This window comes from Nostoc sp. LPT, assembly GCF_017115165.1.
Classification (GTDB): Bacteria; Cyanobacteriota; Cyanobacteriia; order Cyanobacteriales; family Nostocaceae; genus Nostoc.
In genome coordinates this window covers 1-19,527 of the sequence record NZ_JABXKF010000102.1, presented here as the reverse complement: position 1 = coordinate 19,527, position 19,527 = coordinate 1, and the positions used below count along the sequence as shown (strand labels likewise).

At 43.3% G+C, this 19,527-nt stretch carries 15 protein-coding genes and 2 pseudogenes; 9 read left to right on the top strand and 8 right to left on the bottom strand.

Annotated elements, in window-relative coordinates; genetic code table 11:
* The coding region (locus HWQ58_RS19620) for a hypothetical protein (RefSeq protein ID WP_292866182.1) at positions 1 to 181 on the top strand (181 nt) is incomplete at its 5' end.
* On the opposite strand, the gene HWQ58_RS19615 is transcribed toward HWQ58_RS19620, so the two are convergent.
* The gene (locus HWQ58_RS19615) at positions 178 to 3,498 is read right to left on the bottom strand and encodes a TIR domain-containing protein (protein WP_292866179.1); all 3,321 of its coding nucleotides are present in this window, start codon (positions 3,496 to 3,498) and stop codon (positions 178 to 180) included. The two genes, HWQ58_RS19620 and HWQ58_RS19615, sit on opposite strands and share 4 nt — an antisense overlap.
* Positions 3,499 to 3,706: 208 nt before the next feature.
* On the opposite strand from HWQ58_RS19615, the pseudogene HWQ58_RS19610 reads away from it, so the two are divergent.
* Positions 3,707 to 3,939: pseudogene (locus HWQ58_RS19610) on the top strand (IS4 family transposase); the annotation flags it as partial.
* Positions 3,940 to 4,284: 345 nt separating this feature from the next.
* On the opposite strand, the gene HWQ58_RS19605 reads toward HWQ58_RS19610, so the two are convergent.
* The 3 genes from HWQ58_RS19605 to HWQ58_RS19595 form a co-directional block, all read right to left on the bottom strand.
* Complete coding sequence (locus HWQ58_RS19605; protein ID WP_292866176.1) at positions 4,285 to 4,452, bottom strand: hypothetical protein; 168 nt, start codon at positions 4,450 to 4,452, stop codon at positions 4,285 to 4,287.
* 151 nt (positions 4,453 to 4,603) lie between these two features.
* Entirely contained in the window at positions 4,604 to 5,098 is a 495-nt protein-coding gene (locus HWQ58_RS19600; protein WP_292866173.1) for a hypothetical protein, read from the bottom strand.
* Positions 5,099 to 5,454: 356 nt separating this feature from the next.
* Positions 5,455 to 6,555: a D-alanine--D-alanine ligase family protein gene (locus HWQ58_RS19595; RefSeq protein ID WP_292866170.1), complete on the bottom strand. Its 1,101-nt coding sequence runs from the start codon at positions 6,553 to 6,555 to the stop codon at positions 5,455 to 5,457.
* 461 nt (positions 6,556 to 7,016) lie between these two features.
* Here HWQ58_RS19595 and HWQ58_RS19590 point away from each other — a divergent pair, with 461 nt between their 5' ends.
* On the top strand, positions 7,017 to 8,708 hold the full coding sequence (locus HWQ58_RS19590; protein WP_292866167.1) for an NAD-binding protein: 1,692 nt from the start codon (positions 7,017 to 7,019) through the stop codon (positions 8,706 to 8,708).
* A gap of 64 nt (positions 8,709 to 8,772) precedes the next feature.
* Here HWQ58_RS19590 and def read toward each other — a convergent pair whose 3' ends face one another.
* A complete protein-coding gene (gene def / locus HWQ58_RS19585) occupies positions 8,773 to 9,303 on the bottom strand; it encodes a peptide deformylase (protein ID WP_292866164.1) in 531 nt (176 codons plus the stop codon).
* A gap of 140 nt (positions 9,304 to 9,443) precedes the next feature.
* Positions 9,444 to 10,685 carry an HhoA/HhoB/HtrA family serine endopeptidase gene (locus HWQ58_RS19580; RefSeq protein WP_292866161.1) on the bottom strand — a complete coding sequence of 414 codons (1,242 nt, stop codon included), beginning with the start codon at positions 10,683 to 10,685 and terminating at the stop codon, positions 9,444 to 9,446.
* 164 nt (positions 10,686 to 10,849) lie between these two features.
* On the opposite strand from HWQ58_RS19580, the gene dnaA reads away from it, so the two are divergent.
* The 6 genes from dnaA (at position 10,850) to fetB (ending at position 17,676) form a co-directional block, all read left to right on the top strand.
* The gene (dnaA, locus tag HWQ58_RS19575; protein WP_292866159.1) at positions 10,850 to 12,232 is read left to right on the top strand and encodes a chromosomal replication initiator protein DnaA; all 1,383 of its coding nucleotides are present in this window, start codon (positions 10,850 to 10,852) and stop codon (positions 12,230 to 12,232) included.
* An 853-nt stretch (positions 12,233 to 13,085) separates the two neighbouring features.
* Positions 13,086 to 14,117, top strand: coding sequence for an iron ABC transporter permease (locus HWQ58_RS19570; protein WP_292866156.1), 1,032 nt, complete (start codon positions 13,086 to 13,088; stop codon positions 14,115 to 14,117).
* A complete protein-coding gene (locus HWQ58_RS19565; protein ID WP_292866153.1) occupies positions 14,114 to 15,154 on the top strand; it encodes an iron ABC transporter permease in 1,041 nt (346 codons plus the stop codon). The genes HWQ58_RS19570 and HWQ58_RS19565 overlap by 4 nt, the downstream gene beginning before the upstream one ends.
* A 134-nt stretch (positions 15,155 to 15,288) precedes the next feature.
* Positions 15,289 to 16,140, top strand: a complete 852-nt coding sequence (locus HWQ58_RS19560) for an ABC transporter ATP-binding protein (RefSeq protein WP_292866150.1) — start codon at positions 15,289 to 15,291, stop codon at positions 16,138 to 16,140.
* Between the two features lie 37 nt (positions 16,141 to 16,177).
* Complete coding sequence (locus tag HWQ58_RS19555) at positions 16,178 to 16,879, top strand: ATP-binding cassette domain-containing protein (protein WP_292866147.1); 702 nt, start codon at positions 16,178 to 16,180, stop codon at positions 16,877 to 16,879.
* Positions 16,879 to 17,676 (top strand): iron export ABC transporter permease subunit FetB, encoded by a 798-nt coding sequence (gene fetB / locus HWQ58_RS19550; protein WP_292866144.1) that lies wholly within the window; start codon positions 16,879 to 16,881, stop codon positions 17,674 to 17,676. Before HWQ58_RS19555 ends, fetB begins: the two co-directional genes overlap by 1 nt.
* A 166-nt stretch (positions 17,677 to 17,842) precedes the next feature.
* Here fetB and HWQ58_RS19545 read toward each other — a convergent pair.
* Positions 17,843 to 17,974 (bottom strand): annotated as a pseudogene (locus tag HWQ58_RS19545) (penicillin acylase family protein); the annotation flags it as partial.
* A gap of 551 nt (positions 17,975 to 18,525) precedes the next feature.
* The gene (locus HWQ58_RS19540; protein WP_292866141.1) at positions 18,526 to 19,320 is read right to left on the bottom strand and encodes a thioesterase II family protein; all 795 of its coding nucleotides are present in this window, start codon (positions 19,318 to 19,320) and stop codon (positions 18,526 to 18,528) included.
* Positions 19,321 to 19,527: the final 207 nt, after the last annotated feature.

Sequence of the window (19,527 nt, the reverse complement as noted above, 5' to 3'; positions counted from 1 at the left end):
GCCAATGCATCCCAATACAATGTTAATGCGTCCCTCTGCAATGCCAATGCATCCCGATACAATGTTAATGCGTGCCCCTGCAATGCCATTGCATCCCGATACAATGTTAATGCGTGCCCTTGCAATGCCAATGCATCCCCCTGCATTAAAAACGCTACGCTTTTACGCAAAACTATACTAAGCCAACAAACGATTACGTTGATTCACCAGATTCAAAGCCGTAAATGGTTCACCGTCAAATTCAATTTGCCTTTTTCGTTTGCCGTGCTTTGCTAGATAGTCAGATACATTCATCCAACGGATTTGTTGATCCGAAGTACGGATGACAAGCATCACCGGATAATTTTGGCTGTCGGGATGCCAGTATTGAGCGTGGCGTGGGTTTTTAATGGTGAAAATCTCTTTACCGTCTCTTTTGCGCTTATATAGATACGAGTCACCAGACTTAAGCTGCAGATAAACTCGCTTGCCACTGGCTTCTCCTTGGTCGTTTTTGAATTCGATCTCACCATCAATGCCCCAGTCAGAGTTTGAGATTTGGCGAAAGATTTGTCCTGCCTCCCCAGCAATCGCATAGGCATGTCCCATCAAAATCAGTTCTCTGCTTTGGTTATCAATCCCGGCTTGGGATTGAGCTTCTAGTTTACGGACTTGCTCTTGGAACTCCGGTGAGGCAAATTTTTCCTCAATTAAGTCCCAAAGGGGAACTCGCTTCTCACAATAGACGCAGGGAATGTCTTTTCTGCCTTCTTCTAAGCGTCTCTGAACCGCTTTGAAATTTTCGACAGGGGTGCTACAGTCGAGGCAAACATAATGGCGATCGCGATGCACGTCCGTAGCTTTTTGGAATAGGTGCTCATGGACGTATCGAATAAATGTGACTTTAGTGTCGATGGAAATTTCAGGGTTACAGTAGACCATTAACTCTGCCGAGCCTTCCCGCTTCTTTGTCAACTTAAAGCCAATTTGCTGACCTGTGTGAGTTTTGAAGTCGGCGGCAAATTTCCAGAGACGGTCATTGTTAAAGGCTGACGTATGATACAGGCGCACCACCAGGGTTGCATAAATCTCTTCGATCCCCCCCTTAAACCGATAGCTGACGATCGGGGCGGGATGATCTTCCAGATCAGGACGTTCGCGTTTGAAGAATGACGGCAATACGAGTTGCGTTCCCTGTTCGGTTTCTTCTCTTAAGCAGATGCCATAATTTACCAGGGTTTGATGCATTGCCCGCAGTACAATGGCTTCGTCGTCAGGGGGTAGCCGCTTCATGTCTTGAAAATCCAAATTGGCGTCGAGGATGTCTCGCTCCAGGATGCAGCCAATTTCTTCGGGGTGTTGGCGAACCTTACGCACCAAGGCTGAGGCATAAGCGTTGATGCGTTCGGGCTGAAGCAGCACAAAATCGCCAAACTCAAGCTTCCAAACTAATCCTGGGCCAGCCAGCAGACTGACAACGGCCCGTAGCTCTTGAATCGTGAAGGATTGATTCGGCAAACGGAGTTCAAACTGCTGCTTGAGTTCCGCCATGCGGAGCAGAACCTTATCTTCGTCCCTCAGCTTGATGATTTCCTCTTTTAGGGTTTTGAACGTTTGGGTTGTCGCTGTCCAGGGGATAGAATCCCAATCGATGTTTTTGATAATGGACTGGAGGAGGTCGTCGCAACCAGCACCCGTTTGAGCACTGGTTTCCAGGTAAGTGGCAAAGCCTCGCTCTTTTTGAAATTCCTCAATGCCCTTTTTGCTGACCATCAAGCCACCTCGGTCACAGCGACCCGCAACCAGCAGCTTTTTGAAAGCGCGACGAGACGCTTTTTCTAAGTCGCTGTCCCACTGTCCTAGCCCTTCAAAGGGATTTTCTTGCTGGGGATTAAACACCAGTACCGCTAGCTGGGTTTCATCCATAAATAGCTGATGGATAAGGCGATAGTCGGGCTGTCCGGCAAAGTCCCATAGCCAAATCTCGCGGGCGGTATTTGAGGTGTTGGTGTCTTGGGATAGCTTGAACTGAGAGGCCCAGTGAGCATCAGTGGAGATTGTCGGTTCAAAGGTGTTACGGGTGAGGCGCAGAGCTAGCCCAGATTTGCCGACGCCGGTATCCCCCGCCAAAATGACTTTGGCATTAGTGTAGCGCGTTCCGAGAGTAGCTTCGCTTAAACTATCAGACTCAGGTAGTTGCCAAATCCTCAGCGTTCCTGCCGAACTCGATATAATGGTTTTGCCATCGGGAGTAATCGCAACTCCGTACACATCACCCGTGTGGACTGCAAACGTGGCTCGGCATTGTCCAGTAGCTAAATCCCAAACCTTGAGGGTCTTATCCCTAGACCCCGATACAACGGTCTTGCCATCGGGAGTAATCGCAACTACGTCCACATCTTCTGTGTGGCCTTCAAGCGTGGCTTGGCATTGTCCAGTAGCTAAATTCCAAACCTTGAGGGTCTTATCCCTAGACCCCGATACAACGGTCTTACCATCGGGAGTAATCGCAACTGTCCACACAACATCCGTGTGGCCTGCAAACGTGGCTCGGCATTGTCCAGTAGCTAAATCCCAAACCTTGAGGGTCTCATCCCAAGACCCCGATACAACGGTCTTGCCATCGGGAGTAATCGCAACTGCCCACACATCACCCGTGTGGCCTGCAAACGTGGCTCGGCATTGTCCAGTAGCTAAATCCCAAACCTTGAGGGTCTCATCCCAAGACCCCGATACAACGGTCTTGCCATCGGGAGTAATCGCAACTGCCCACACATCACCCGTGTGGCCTGCAAACGTGGCTCGGCATTGTCCAGTAGCTAAATCCCAAACCTTGAGGGTCTTATCCCTAGACCCCGATACAACGGTCTTGCCATCGGGAGTAATCGCAACTCCTGACACACTAGCCGTGTGGTCTGCAAAGGTGGCTCGGCATTGTCTAGTAGCTAAATCCCAAACCTTGAGGGTATGATCCTGAGACGCCGATACAACGGTCTTGCCATCGGGAGTAATAGCTATGAAATATATTGGGCTGTCATCGTCATCTTGTTTAAGAACTATTGACTCTTGGATAATAGAGTCCCTTGACGGAGCAGATTCTGATGGCTCAACTTCTCGCCCTCGGCATGTAGCTAAAAGCTTGTCGTAAGCCTTATCCAATGTATTGCGCCAGTCGATGTAGAGAAACTGGGCAATAATGTTGGGCGGTTCACAATCAGCAATCAAAATGGGAATGAAGCGACGTTGGGTATTGGTAGGATCGCGAAATAAAAGTGATAGGTGTTCCAGCTTGCCCCATTCAGATTCAAAGTAGTTAGGCGACATGCACATCAGCAGTGTGCGTGACTGCTCTACTCCCTGCTGAATTTTGAGCGGTATTGAGTCTCCCGGTTCAATCACCCAGGCATCAAGCCATACCCGGACAGCATCGTTCTTTAGCCTCTCTGCCAGGTTATGAACAACAGCCTTATCTCTTGTGCTATAACTCAGGAAAACATCAAATGCAAACTGATTACTCATGGCTCAATTGGGCAGCTTGATAGAACTATCATCATGATGTTTGTTCTTTTACCAATGACAAAGCTGGTTCAGCATTTCAACTCTCCAGTGCTGAAGCACGATTTTTACCAACCCAAAAATACGGCTCTTGCTTAAACTGCATAAACAAGACCCCATAGCAATAGCAAAGTTCCAAGAAAAACTCGCTCAATATTTAACAATAGCACAAGTGGCTGCTGCCACCCTGATTGCCGTTGCTCTAGTTGTCTAGCGTGAAGATTCGGCGCAAAATGCTCGACTGGCATAGTCTGCGGGGATTAAGTTTTTTACAATTAGGATTACGCGAAATTGAACGTTTATGTTATCAACGCCTCCCAATTCACCTATTAGCTACCTTACCTCGAAAGAGTCCCCCACCTGCCACTGCTTCACTAAAAAAAACGAACGCAGATAGAGCAATAAATTGAGTTCTCCTGTATTACTGTCTTCTCAACTTGAGACTCCAAAAACTTTTCTGCACCATTAAGCTCCTAAATTCTGAATTCTGGCTCCCGACTCCTGAATTCTGTTTCGATAAAAAGAGAGTGGGAGGAAGCATATCAGTCAGCTTTCAAACTCCCACTCTACCATTTGCTGCTGAAGCGAACAGGAATGTATACAGACGTTACCCGCTATTTGGGGGCTAATGCGTAGTTCAACAACAACGCCTGCACGCATTTAATATTCCTGTTGCAGCAAATGCCAAACCTAATTATTAATTTATTTACTGAGATAAATACTCTACAAATAATTGTTAGAGATAGCTTTTTATTTTTGTAAATCACTTAGTAAATAGTGTTTTACAAAAAGAATTTGCTTAGGTGGTAGTCCCTGATAATCAAATCCTTGAAGTCGTTTATCTTCATACAATTTAACTTGAACAATCAAAAGCTGGTTGCCATTTTGGCAAGTTTTTAAATATTCATAATTGCTCATATCTAACTTTTTAAAAGCAGTTAAACCGCTATATAGCAAATAAATTATTAGTACATAACAAGATTCCCGACATCTTAGAGAAAGTCGGGAATCTAAGCCAAGCTAATTGGCAAAAAGTATTAATTTAACGGGATTTTACTTTACAGTAGTATTAATACTGGCGTAAAATAGCAGACAATGAACTATTTTTACGAAGATCCATCAAGTCTGCTAAAGGTTCTGTGCGCATATCCAGGTGGTGCTTGTGTTCTGCTGGTAGAACAGTTACCAGATGCTTTGTTTTAGGTTGCATCTGCATAACGGGCATTAGTTGTGGCTGTGATACAAAAATTGGCTGACTCTTGGGAAGTTGTGGTTCCAATTTTTGGTAATTCTTCTGTGCCAAGCGTACCTGGTGGCGATTAACCTGTTTTTGAACTTTTTGCGGTTGCTTTGTGCGGTTAAGCACTCGGAAAATTAGCAAGGAACCACCACCACAGCTGAGGACGATCGCAGCCACCATCCATAAAGGTGTAGGATTGCTATTCTCAGAGGGCGGACTGATTGGTTCTTCAACTATAACTGGGATTTTTTCTGGTTCTTCTTGTGCTACCTGGCCGGCATTACCTAAGCTATACAAGGCAAAGGCACCACCTCCCAGAAACATGGCTAAACACCCAGTTAACAATAGCCAAGGATGATGTGCAACCAGATATATCAGAACATTCGAGCTGTTTTTTAGTCTCGATTTCCTGTTTGTCAGCTCTGGAGTAGCCCTTTTTAAATGGGTTCGCTCGCGCTGTACACTCTGACTTTTTTTCATGATTACTTTCAGATTTGTACCCCTCTAGTCAATAAATTGTACTGGAGGAGTCAAGCATCAGGTATCCGTAACAAAATTTAGATTTAAGTAGCTTTTTTGTAAAACAGATGCTACAAAATCTGGCTAAATTTTGCGAAAGTTCTGTATTTATTGCGACTTTTTGCCGTAATAATCTGAAATCAATTCGCTTATTTCCTCTCTCAGCTAGGAGAATGTCTTTCAAGAGCAAGTTGAATTAAGCGATCAACTAATTCTGGAAAGGGAACTCCGCTATGGGCCCAGAGTTGGGGATACATACTTGTCGCAGTAAAGCCTGGTAAAGTATTTATTTCGTTAATCAAAACTTCTTGTGTCGCTTCCACATAGAAAAAATCTACCCTTGCCAACCCCGCAGCGTCAACTGCTGCAAAAGCTTGCAAAGCCATATCCTGGATTTGGCGAACGATCGCATCTGGAAGCTGTGCTGGTATCAGTAAATCTGCCAGACCCTCAGTATATTTGGTTTCATAATCATAAAAATCGCTGTCATAAGTAATCTCTCCAATGACAGAGGCTTGGGGTTGATCGTTACCTAAAACGGCACACTCGACTTCTCTAGCGACGACACCAGCTTCTACAACTAGTCGGCGATCGTAACTGGCAGCACTATCTAAAGCGGCTTCTAATTCTGGGCGCGATCGCACTTTGGCAATACCCACTGATGAACCCAAATTAGCAGGCTTGACAAAAGCTGGATAACCTAATGTTGCCTCAATTTCATCACACAGTTTCGGAAATACGCACGGATTAGACCAAACCTGCGCTCTAGTTACCGCCTTGTATTTTACCTGTGCTAGTCCCGCTTGCTCAAAAGCCATTTTCATGGCAATTTTATCCATTCCCATTGCCGAACCTAACACCCCAGAACCGACAAAGGGGACTTGCATCAAAGTGAGTAACCCTTGAATTGTCCCATCTTCACCGTTGGGGCCGTGGAGAATGGGAAACCAAACATCCACTTGGGAAACTTGAGAGGGAGATTGCCAATTGCTCAGGGTTTGGGCTTGAGGGTTGGATGTGAGATTTCCCTCAGAAGTTGATTTTGCCGATTCCAGAAGCGGACTGCCGGTTGCTAAAACCTTTTGGGGTGCTTCTCCCGCCAGCCAGCGGCCATCTTTTTGAATGTAAAAAGGCAGTATTTCGTACTTACTAGCATTTTCCTCTGCACTCAAGGCTTTAGCGATCGCCCGTGCTGAGTTGATCGAAACTTCATGTTCTCCCGAACGACCGCCAAACAGTAACCCCACCCGCAGCTTAGTCATTTTCGGCTCCTCCACACTTCTCAAGCAGATAGCGTATCACAACCTACAAAAATTGCCATATTTTTCTAGATTATTTTATGAAGAAGGGGGAAAAGGGAAGGGGTAAGGGGGAAAGGTAAAAACCTCGCCCGACTGCATAGCGAAATAATCCTTGTGTCATAGGTTAGTAAAAACCTCGCCCGACTGCATAGCGACTTGTTCATCCTTTTTCCCTTTCCCCCTTACCCTTTCCCCCTCTTTTTTATATCCCCGTCTGAAACTCTCTTCTCTACAAGACGCTCTTGCTAGCTTGCTTCCCTGTAAGGGTACAATTTTGAATTTTGAATTTTGAATTGTTATTGCCCCCTGCCTCCAATTGAAACAATCGTGTTGTCAGCTACAGTTATATTCCAGGAAAGTGGGCAAGATTATTAATAACTAACTAGAAATGCAGCCCGACCTGTAAAAAATGCTGCCGTTTCATGAAACCCAGAATTATTGTTTGTGGCTTAGGACTTACCGGATATAAAACCTTTCGGTTGCTGAGACAGCAGGGAGCCTTCGTTGTTGGTATTCATCACCAATCTATCCCTGGCGAAACAGCACCAGATGTGATTGTTGGCGATTTACAAGCAGCTTCTACCCTGATAGCAGCAGGAATTCAACAGGCAGACACTTTAGTAATCGCTGGATCTAAAGATGCTCTGAATTTATCTATTATGATGCAAGCGCGGGTGCTGAATCCGCAGATTCGGATTATCAACCGTTTTTATAATACAAACTTAGGAGAGCGCCTAGATCAAAGTTTGCCAGACCATTTGAGTATGAGTGTTGTAGGATTAGCAGCACCCGTATTCACCTTTGCAGCGCTGGGAAACCGAGCGATCGGACAAATCAAACTATTTGAGCAAACTTGGCCGATTCACGAAGAATACATCGATGAAAACCACTTCTGGAAGGGTCGAAAGCTGAGTGAATTGTGGGAAGACCGATCGCGGATGTTGATTTATTACTTGCCAGTAAAAGGTGAGATGGATTTGGTATCAGCTGTCATATCTGGACAAGAGATAAGAGTGGGCGATCGCTTAATTATTGGTACCCAACCCCGCATCCGTTCTCCTCGGAGATCGTTGATTAAAAAACTGCTGAAAGTCCTGACTAATCTTAGGCTGTTTCAGCAACACGGGCGATCGGTACTGATGGGTGCTATTGTACTATTAGCGGTTATTCTGATTGCTACATTCACCTATATGTCGGCTGAGTTGAGTTTGTCTCCTGTCGATGCTCTATATTTTTCTGTCGGCATGATTACTGGAGCGGGTGGTAATGACAAAGTAGTAGAAAATGCTCCTAACAGTGTTAAGTTATTTACCGTTGTGATGATGCTGATTGGAGCAGTGGTGATTGGTATTTGGTATGCAATGCTCACAGATTTTGTCTTGGGAAGCCGCTTTAAGCAATTTTGGGATGCAGCCCGAATTCCCCAGCGATATCACTACATTGTCTGTGGCTTAAGTGGTATCGGGGTGAGAATTGTCCAGCAACTCCACGCCAGTGGATATGAAGTTGTAGTAGTTGAACCCGACTCCAACAACAAATATATCAATACCGCCCGCGAACTAGGTATCCCCGTCATTCAAGGTGATGCCAGCTTCCGTACAATACTCAAAGCTAGCAATATAGAGTCTGCCGCCGCAGTGCTTACTGTTACTAACAATGATGCTACCAATCTGGAAATTGCCCTCAAAGCCAAAGGTTTAACACCCACCATTCCAGTGATTGTTAATTATGCCGATCCTGATTTTGCTGGCATAGCACAACAGCTATTCGGCTTCGAGGCCGTACTGAGTCCCGCTGAACTAGCAGCCCCAGCTTTTGCTGCTGCTGCACTAGGGGGACGCATCCTCGGCAATGGCATCACAGCGGATAGTCTTTGGGTGGCTTTTGCAACTGTGATTACACCTTCACATACCTTTTGCGAACAGTGGGTCAAAGATGTAGCTATGTCTACTGATTGTGTACCTTTATACTTAGAGACAAACTACCAAAGCCTTCACGGCTGGGATTTATTAGAAAGCAAGCTCGGTGTTGGTGATGTTTTATATATGACTATGCCAGCAACGCGACTATATCAATTGTGGCGGGGCGAGCAAGTTTGCGAATCACACGCTTAAATAATTCGTAATTCGTAATTCGTAATTCGTAATTAATACACTACTTCCCACTCGCCACTCCCATTTATTTGTTAACTACTCGTTGTTGATATTCTTGCTCAGTAATCATATCGAGAGTATTCTCTAAGCGATCGACAAATACGATCCCGTCGAGATGGTCATATTCGTGTTGAAAAATCCGAGCGATAAAATCGGTTAATTCTTGCTTTTGTAAGTTGCCTTGAGAGTCAGTATATTCCACTTCAATAGCTTGATACCGAGGAACTAACCCCCTAATTCCTGGAACACTTAAACAACCTTCCCAATCTTTGACAACTTCAGTTGAATGAGCAATGATTTTGGGATTAATCATGGCAGTAGGTTCCATTTCTGGCGCATTGGGATACCTGGCATTAGGACGGGAAGCCACAATAAACAAACGATAGGATTGTGCTACTTGAGGCGCAGCGATTCCCACACCGTTAGCTTTAGCAACAGTGGCGATTAAGTCTTCAATTAATTTTTGGATTTGCTCATCTTGAATATTTTCAACCCAAGCAGCTTTTTGGCGCAATGTTGGATTGCCTAATTGAATTATTGGCGTTAATTCAGTCATGATAAAACTCCTTTTATGAATGGGGAATTGGGCATTGGGCATTGGGCATTGGGCATGGGGCATTGGGCATTGAGGGAGTGGAGTATGTCAGTTGTTTTTCAAATGACCAATGACCAATGACAAATGACAAATGATAAATATCATCCTTCACGTTTGACGGGCAAAGGAGCCGGTTGGACTCCTACTTGGACGATTTGCCCATTGCGTTCCACTTCCATTGGTAATTTAGTCCCGATTTTGCTCTTTTCTACTAGCTTTTGTACTTCTTCAATTTTAGTAACAGGCTGACTGTTAATGCTTTTAATCACATCACCAACTTGTAAACCAGCTACAGATGCAGGCGATCGCGGCACAATATCAACTAGCAAAACGCCGTCATCTGCTGTAATATTTAAGCGATCGCCTGCGACATTTTTGATTCTTTCTTTATTTTCTGGTGTCAATGTCACCATCTGAACACCCAAATAAGGATGATCCACCTTGCCTTTAGCAATTAATTCTTGAGCAATCCTTTGCACAGTATTAATGGGTATAGCAAATCCCAAACCTTGAGCGCCTCGGATAATCGCTGTATTCATCGCAACCACTTGACCACGAGCATTGAGCAATGGGCCACCGGAATTACCAGGGTTAATCGCAGCATCCGTTTGGATGTAATCAACCCGCTTGTCACTAGCACCGATATCGCTACTAGAACGCCCTGTAGCACTAATAATTCCAGAAGTGACAGTATTATTCAAGCCTAATGGATTACCAATGGCAATTACAGCCTCTCCTGGTTGTAAGGCATCGGAGTTACCCACAGATAGAGTTGGCAGATTGTTGGCATTAATTTTGATCGTTGCCACATCTGTTACTGGGTCTTCACCTAAAACTTTCCCATCAAAAGTCCGGCCATCTTTGAGTATAACAGTCACTCTATCAGCACCATCTACCACATGGGCATTGGTAACAATTTGACCTGAAGAATTAATAATAAATCCAGAGCCACTACCGCGTTCTACGCGTTGTCTAGGCTGTGGGGTTCCCTCTCCAAAAAACCGCCGGAAAAATGGATCGTTAAATTCGTCTGGTACACGAGAAGTGATTGTTCGGGAAGAATCAATGCGAACTACCGCAGGTCCGACATTTTGCACTACTTTCACCACAAAATTAGGATCTCCAGACGAAGAAAAAATTGGCGGGGGGACAATTACCGGATTAGGTTCTATTGTTTTTTGGGCTTGAGTATCGCCTTGCTGATTATCAAGGGTCTTAGCAGGTAGAAGAGAGCAGCTCCCCAGGAACACCACTGCTACCCCGTATGAGAGCATCCACAACCTATGGGGTAAGCCCCTGGTTTCAATCTTTTTGGGCGCTGAGTGATGGTTTGTTATCTTCATCTGTCGTTGCTTCTCCGTGTCAGTCAGTGGGTGTTAGGATCTTGCCTACTGGGTATGTCCCAAAATGATTACAACTTAAAAGCTTATTTTAGGTCTAGCGTGTCTCAATGCTAAATTAGTGCTTTCTCTTCTATTGTGACGATTAGCAGCAAAGGTGGTGGATAATGGAAATTCCCATAGAAAGTCTGTGGAGTCAGGTACTAGAGCGCCTAAAGCTTGAACTATCCCGACCTACCTTTGAAACTTGGATCAAAACTGCTAGTGCAGAGCGATTAGAAAATAATTGCTTGGTTATCCGCACTCCTAACCCATTTGCTCGTAATTGGTTACAGAAGTATTACATCAATACCATTGCTCATGTAGTACAAGATATTCTCGGTCATCCTGTGGAAATTTACATCACGGTTGCTCAAGGTGATGAAGTTTCTCATTTTAGTGAACGAGAGGTTGCTTGGGAATCACCAAATTCCAGCAGTATTTCTGAAGCTGTTGCTAATCACAATCATAAAACTACTGACTTAAACTCTAAATATGTCTTTTCGCGGTTTGTAGTTGGTGCCAACAATCGGATGGCTCACGCTGCTTCTTTGGCAGTTGCAGAATCTCCAGGGAAAGAGTTTAATCCTTTATTTTTATGCGGTGGTGTAGGCTTGGGTAAAACTCATCTTATGCAAGCTATTGGCCATTATCGCTATGCGATTTTTCCTAATTGTAAAATATTTTATGTTTCTACTGAGCAGTTTACGAATGATTTAATTACAGCCATTCGTAAGGATAGTATGCAAAGTTTTCGAGAGCATTACCGAGCTGCTGATGTTTTATTAGTGGATGATATTCAGTTTCTGGAAGGGAAGGAATATACCCAAGAGGAATTTTTTTATACTTTTAATACTTTACATGAAGCTGGTAAACAAGTTGTCATTGCTTCCGACCGTCCGCCTAACCAAATTCCTAGCTTGCAAGAACGTCTTTGTTCTCGTTTTTCTATGGGCTTAATTGCCGATATCCAAAAACCGGATTTAGAAACTAGAATGGCAATTTTGCAGAAAAAAGCTGAGGATGAAAATATTAATCTTCCCCGCAATGTGATTGAGTATATTGCTTCTAACTATACTTCTAATATTCGAGAATTAGAAGGAGCTCTAATTCGGGCGGTGGCTTATATTTCTATTTGGGGCTTACCGATGACGGTAGAAAATATTACACCAGTTTTAGAACCGCCTAACGAGAAAATGGCAGCTACCCCAGAAGCAATTTTAAAGGTGGTAGCGGATAATTTTAATGTTTCAATAGACGACCTCAAAGGTAACTCACGACGAAGAGAGATTAGCTGGGCGCGTCAATTAGGAATGTATCTCATGCGCCAACACACGGCCTTGAGTTTGCCGAGAATTGGCGAGGAGTTTGGTGGTAAAGACCATACAACGGTAATCTATAGTTGCGATAAAATTACCCAACTTCAAGAGAGCGATCGCACCTTAGTACAAACTCTACGTGAATTGAGCGATCGCATCAATATGAACAGCCGTTCTCAAAAACCATCCTGAAGATGTCTTTTAAGTTTTCCACAACCAGCAGTGCGATCGTTAGCCTTGACGGCTGAATAATTAGTCGAAAATATTAAGTAACGTATAAAATTTGATTAAATCTAACTTAGATTGTGGAAAAATCTAACTTTTTGTGGAAAAATCTCTGAAAAACTTGAGATTTTGCTGACAAAACTTAATTAAGTATAATTACTTTGTGGAAAAGTACATAAGTTTTTCCACAAGTTTTCCACAGGTAGTTAACTTAGGAATTTTTAAGAAATAAACGATCAAAAAAACGTAGACGTGCAGAGGCTTGCCGTAGGCTACCACTCCAGACGCAAAGAACACAGAGATAGGAAAAATAGAGAGGAGCACGTTTTATTGCTAACAAAATATTGCCAATATTTTCAAACATTAATAAATCGCTAAAAGCATTGTTAAATCAAGGTTTCAGATTTTACGTTGCCTAGAGTGATGGAAGAGGGATAAGTAGGTCGGCGTAAATAATTATCGTTGGAATAAGGCAGAGGGCAGGGATCAGGGAGCAAAAGCAGAGAGGGTTTGAGTCTTTTTTACTTTTCTTCACACAGTTTGGTTTTATTGTGCCGACTTACTTACCAATTCTATTAACAATACCGTTGCCAATTTACGAGGGTTCAACGTTTCTCGTTTTTTACCTAATGAGTTGAAAAATAGTTGCAATAAGTTTAAAGTAATATCTGAATTTATCATCCTACAGCAAAAAAATACTCAGCCAAAAATTTGTATGTATATTTAGTTACTTTTTGAAATTTAATAGCCAAATATTTGATCAAAATTATCAATCTGATGGCTAAGAAACAATTAACTGTAGAGAGAATACACAAATAGAATGACAAAAGCGTCCACAATGTCGCCTAGAGAATGGAAAAAGCCCCAATTATCACTCTTTGCTGGTCTGGTTTTGGCACTGATTATCCTGTTGATTTGCTTGGTATACAGTGTTACTTTAGGCGCGGCAGAAATATCTGTAGAAGAAATTTTGGCATCCTTTGTTACCTTTGACGGGTCATACCAACACCTAGTTATTCAAACTGTGAGATTACCGCGATCGCTCATTGCTATCCTTGTAGGATCAGCCTTGGCAGTCTCCGGAGCTTTAATGCAAGGTTTAACGCGCAACCCCTTAGCAGATCCAGGCATTTTGGGTATTGAGTCGGGGGCTGCATTGGCTGTAGTTGCCACAATTTTTGTTTTTGGCAGCTCATCCTTAAATGTTTTAACCATTGTGGCCTTTTTGGGTGCAGGAGTCACAGCGATGTTAGTCTACTTCCTTGGTTCTCTGGGAAAAGGAGGGGCTACACCATTGAATCTCACAGTAGTAGGCGCGGCGCTCACGGCTCTAATTTCTTCTCTCACCACTGCTGTGCTTATCGTCAGTCAACGCACCTTAGAAGAAATTAGATTTTGGTTAGCAGGTTCACTGGCTGGGCGCGATATCAATATGTTCTTGCAAGCACTGCCCTTCGTCACCCTTGGATTAATCGTTGCTTTTGCCCTTGGTAGACAAATTACTACCATGAGTCTCGGTGAAGATATAGCAAAAGGCTTAGGTCAACAGACTGCTTGGGTGAAAATCATCACGGCTATTAGCGTTGTTTTACTGGCGGGAAGTTCCGTAGCTATTGCCGGGCCAATCGGCTTTATCGGCTTAGTTGTTCCCCATATCGTAAGATTTTTCATCTTTGCTGATTACCGTTGGATTTTGCCTTACTCCGCAGTGGTAGGTGCAACTTTACTTTTGGTTGCAGATATTACCGCCCGTGTATTATTTAAACCCCAGGAATTACCTGTGGGAGTGATGACAGCACTGGTTGGTGCGCCCTTTTTTGTCTACTTGGCTAAGTCAAAGGTGAAGAAATGAAGTTGGATTGGCTCGTCATCCGTTCCGAGGTGATATCTTTTCGCATAGACAGACGTGTGCCACTGATGCTGTTATGTTTAACAGTGGTGATTGTAGTGGCGATGGTGATGAATGTGGGCAGAGGTGAATATCCCATTTCGCCCTTGGATATCGTCAAAACTGTATTTGGTTTAGATACGGGCAACCCAGACCATACTTTCGTGATTCACGACCTACGGCTACCCCGTACCCTTGTCGCTTTTATGGTAGGAGTGGCGTTTGCTATTTCTGGCACGATCTTTCAAGGTCTCACACGCAATTCCTTAGCTGACCCTGGTATTATTGGCATCAATGCTGGCGCGAGTTTAGCAGCAGTGACAGTAATTGTCCTATTTCCATCAGCACCAATTTATACATTGCCTGTTTCAGCCTTTGCAGGTGCTTTGCTAATCGCTGTTTTAATTTACTCCCTGGCTTGGAATAACGGTAGTTCACCGATTTTACTAATTTTAATGGGTGTGGGGTTGTCTGCGATCGCCAGTGCATTCACCAGCTTGATAATTACCTTTGGCGAGATTTATGACGTTAGTAATGCTTTGGTTTGGTTAGCTGGCAGTGTCTACGGACGCACTTGGGAGCAAGTCTTCTCCTTCTTACCTTGGTTGATTGTTTTCGTACCGATGGCGTTGACATTGGCAAGACATTTGAACACCTTAAATTTAGGAGATGATGTCGCTAAAGGTTTAGGTACTCGCGTGGAATGGCAACGTGGTTTACTAGTGCTGGTAGGTGTAGCTTTAGCAGGTGCAGGAGTCGCTACTGCCGGAATGATTGGTTTTGTCGGTTTAATTGCACCTCATTTAGGCAGACAGTTGGTAGGTACAAATCATGAAGGGTTAATTCCTACTTCTGGATTGTTAGGGGGTGTGATTGTTGTGGTTGCAGACTTGCTAGGAAGAACGTTGTTTACACCTATAGAACTTCCTTGTGGGGTGATAACTGCTGCTATTGGCGCTCCTTATTTTCTGTTTTTGTTAATTCGTAACCGGAAAAAATAAGGGACGAATAAATTCAAAATTCAAAATTCAAAATTCAAAATTAAAGAATTTCTCGCTCCTACCCTTCTGCCTTGTCTACGACACGCTACGCGATCTGCCTGATGTGTTTTTCAAGATTCAAAATGGTATCAACTATGAAAGGATTATCAACTAAAAGTCTGTCTTTAGCTTATGATGGTGTGCCAATTATTAAAGATTTAAATTTGGTCATTCCTACCGGACAAATTAGTGTTTTAGTTGGTGCTAATGGTTGCGGTAAATCAACTTTGTTAAGAGGTCTGGCCAGACTTCTCAAACCATCTTACGGTACAGTATATCTTGACAGCACCTCAATTTTTAAGCTTTCCACCAAGGAAGTAGCGCAGCAGTTGGGTATTTTGCCCCAAGGGCCAGTAGCACCCGAAGGGTTAACAGTCAGAGATTTGGTAGCACAAGGACGTTACCCTTATCAAAATTGGTTGCAGCAGTGGTCAGGCAAAGATCAAACAATTGTGCAGGAGGCACTTTTAATTACAAATTTACTAGAGTTGGCAGATAGAGCATTAGATACTTTGTCTGGTGGACAACGACAGCGAGCTTGGATTGCAATGGCGCTAGCACAGGATACAGATATTTTGCTTTTGGATGAGCCGACTACTTTTTTGGATTTGGCGCACCAGATAGAAGTTTTAGATTTGTTGTATGAGTTTAACCAAAGTCAGGGACGGACGATTGTCATGGTATTGCATGACTTAAATCAGGCTTGCCGTTATGCTGATTATCTGATTGCTGTCAAAGATGGTCGAATTTTTGCTGCCGGAGAACCAAAGCTAGTGATGAGTGAGCAAATGGTTCAGGAGGTTTTTGAGTTAGAGTGCCGTATTATTCCTGACCCGATTCTGGGAACGCCAATGTGTGTACCGATAGGACGTAAGGGAAAGTTAACTGCAGGGCAAACAAACAGTTTTTCTTCAAAATTCCAAATAGAGTCAAACCATCCGCTATGAACTTTTGTGTCTGCATCTGAGGATTCTGGAAACAGCAATGAAAGATCAACTTATCACTAGTCAGAGTTCTGAGCTAAAATTATCTGCCAACAACCCTATTCTCTCGGTACAAGACTTAGGTCGAAGACTTGAGAAGCAGTGGGTTTGGAGTCACCTTAGTTTTCAATTATTTCCAGGGGAGCGAGTAGCGGTGGTAGGTGCTTCTGGCTCTGGGAAAAGCTTACTGCTACGAGCATTAGCTGGTCTTGAGCCAGTACAAGCAGGGCAAATTATTTTTCAGGGACAGTCGATGAATTCCCACTTTATACCCAGCTATCGTTCTCAAGTTATCTATTTGCACCAACGACCAGCTCTTTGGGAAGGAACTGTAGAGTCAAATCTCCAGCAAGTTTATCGATTAGCAGTTCACCGCCATCAAGTTTACAACCGCAAGTTGATTTTAGACTATCTGCATCTTTTGCATAAAACGGCTGACTTTTTGCAGCGTCCGATTAGTGCTATTTCTGGTGGTGAGGCACAGATTGTCGCCTTTTTACGAGCTTTGCAACTTTCACCAAAAGTACTACTACTGGATGAACCTACTGCCTCACTGGATGCTGGAACTGCCCAAAATTTAGAATCTTTAGTTGCAGCTTGGCAAAATGAAGACCCACAACGGGCATATCTCTGGACAAGTCATGACCCAACCCAGTTGTCACGCATTACCAACCGTCAAATTACCTTGAAGGAAAAAGATTGATGGAAACTAATTATATCCAGATTAGTTACGGACAACTGGCTTTAGCGACTTTGTTTATTCTGATCAATATAGGGCTTTCCTTGTCTTTGCAGTTGGGGCTAGAGCAAAGTCTAGGAATAGCCTCGCTACGAATGGTAGTGCAGTTGTTATTAGTGGGGTATATATTGCAGTGGGTATTTACTCTCAGTAATCCTATATTGATAATACTTTTGGCTTTGGGCATGACGGTTATAGCTGGTGCATCTAGTGTTAACCGTACACGTAGACGGTTTACAAGTATTTATTGGAATAATTTTATTTCGCTTTTAATCGGTTCCTTTTTAGTCACGGGGATAGTAGTTAGCGGTATTTTACGCGTCCAACCTTGGTATGAGCCTCAGTATCTGATTCCCCTTTTGGGTATGGTGTTGGGTAATGCCCTCACGGGTACATCTTTGAGTTTAGATCGGTTTATGGAAGACTTGACCAATCGCCGTGGGGAAATAGAAGCGCTACTGACTCTTGGCGCAACCCGTTGGGAAGCTGCACATCAAACTATTAAAGAAGCCCTCAGAACCGGAATGATTCCTACTATTAACTCAATGATGGTGATGGGATTAGTTAGCTTACCAGGAATGATGACTGGTCAAATTCTCGCTGGGGCTAGTCCTAATGATGCCATACGCTACCAGATTGTGATTATTTTTGCACAGGCATCAGGAACAGCGATCGCGACAATCGGCGTTGTTATCCTAGCTTTTTTTGCTCTGTTTAATCGAAATCATCAGTTTACACATTTGTTAAGTAAGCTTGGTTAGCTGGATTTTTTATTTCCTTCAGAAAAATGGAGATAAAATGAAATGTATCAGGCTTAACTCGCAGTTTTTGTTAAGGAGCGATCGCTAATCCTGCCCCCATTGATAATGGTGTCCAAATTTTTGGATCGTTCCGAAATAGAGTGAGTTCCCGACTGGATAACAATTTGGCGATCGCTAACACGGGAATGTCCACAAGTGCAGCTCCATAGGCATCAAACCCTGGAGCAGTCATTTGCGCTTCATACCATAAACATAAGTCTGACCAAGGCAAATGGGGATTTGCCAACAACAAGTTATGTAATTAATAAAGAGAATGTAAATAGCCTCTAATAATGATTTAGGCTTGCCATATCAATTTCATACTTGTAAGAAACAACTTTAAAACTTCAAAAGCATGTTTTAGAGAATAAACTTTTAGTCACTCATGTTGATATTAAATATTTTTATTTTTGCCTCTTAACTATAATTATTTCAATAATCTCTTTCGGCAGTTTATAAAGATTAGCAGTCTCACTAATAGTAGCAATTCCTAACCTAAACATATCCCTAATCTTCAAAATTTGCTTATTATTAAGGATTTTTCCATCTAAATTATCTACATTTGTACCAGATATCCCTGGCTGACCAAACTCTTGAAAAAGAATTCAGAAGTCAGAATCAATCAGTGGGGATTCAGACCCGCCACTACGAAAATTGACCACTAAATCTTCTCTTTCAGAGACGCTCTTGCGTTCGATAAGCGTGGGGGTGCAAAAACGCCCTTGATTCATCCGCTTTTTCGCACAAAATTCATTCTGAATTCTGGCTCCTGACTCCTGAATTCTATTTTGATAAATTCGTAACCCTTCTTTATATGGAACTGGTAATTTGCTGTAGTTCTTGAGAAAGTGACTGTAGCAGGAGTGATTGGGCTGAGTGTAAAAAGAAATGATCGCCTTTGAACATCTGTAGTGAAAATACAGCATTTGTTTGTTCGCGCCAAGCTTGAAGTTCATCATAATTAACCTCTTGATCCTGTAAGCCACCAAAAGCAGTAATAGGACAATCAAGTGGTGACTCAGTAGCATAGACATAAGTTTCTAGAACTTCAAAGTCTGCTCGTAGAATTGGGACAAGAAGTTGCATTAATTCGGCATTTTCCAGCAGTGCTTCGGGAGTACCATTGAGACGGCGTAGTTCTTCTATGAACTCAGGTTCACTTAGAGCATGGATAGGTGAATCTGGATCGGGAATTTGTGGAGCGCGGCGGCCGGAAACAAACATATGTACTGGTTCAAGACCATACTGTTTGCGGAGTAAACGGGCTAGCTCAAAACTAACGATCGCTCCCATGCTGTGACCAAAAAAGGCGAATGGCTTATTTAAATGTGGAAGCAAGGCGGGAGCAAACTGATTCCTTGTCAGCGCTTGGGCGATCGCACCCACAAGAGGTTTTAGCCGCGAAAATGGGGCTGACTTCATTTGGGTTCCTCGTCCAGGAAGTTCAATAGAGCAAACTTCGACAGTTTTAGGTAGACTCTCAGCCCATGTGCGAAAAATGATAGAACTACCACCTGCATACGGGAAGCAGAATAAACGCACTGAAGCCTGAGGATTAGGTTTGGTACATGTTAGCCAAGAGTTAAATGTTCGTGTGGTTGTCATATTTTCATGTCGAAATTGCACTTTTTTCCGTCTACCCCTCCTCTTAAGTAAGCTACGCACAGCAGCGACCACAGGAGAAGACTGTCACAAGTGATTTATTCTTTTTCCGACAAGACGCTTGAAGAAGAATTTAGAATCCAAGAATCAGAATGAAGATGCTTTCTACAAGACGCTATTGCTAGCAAGATCCCCGTAGGAGTACGTTGC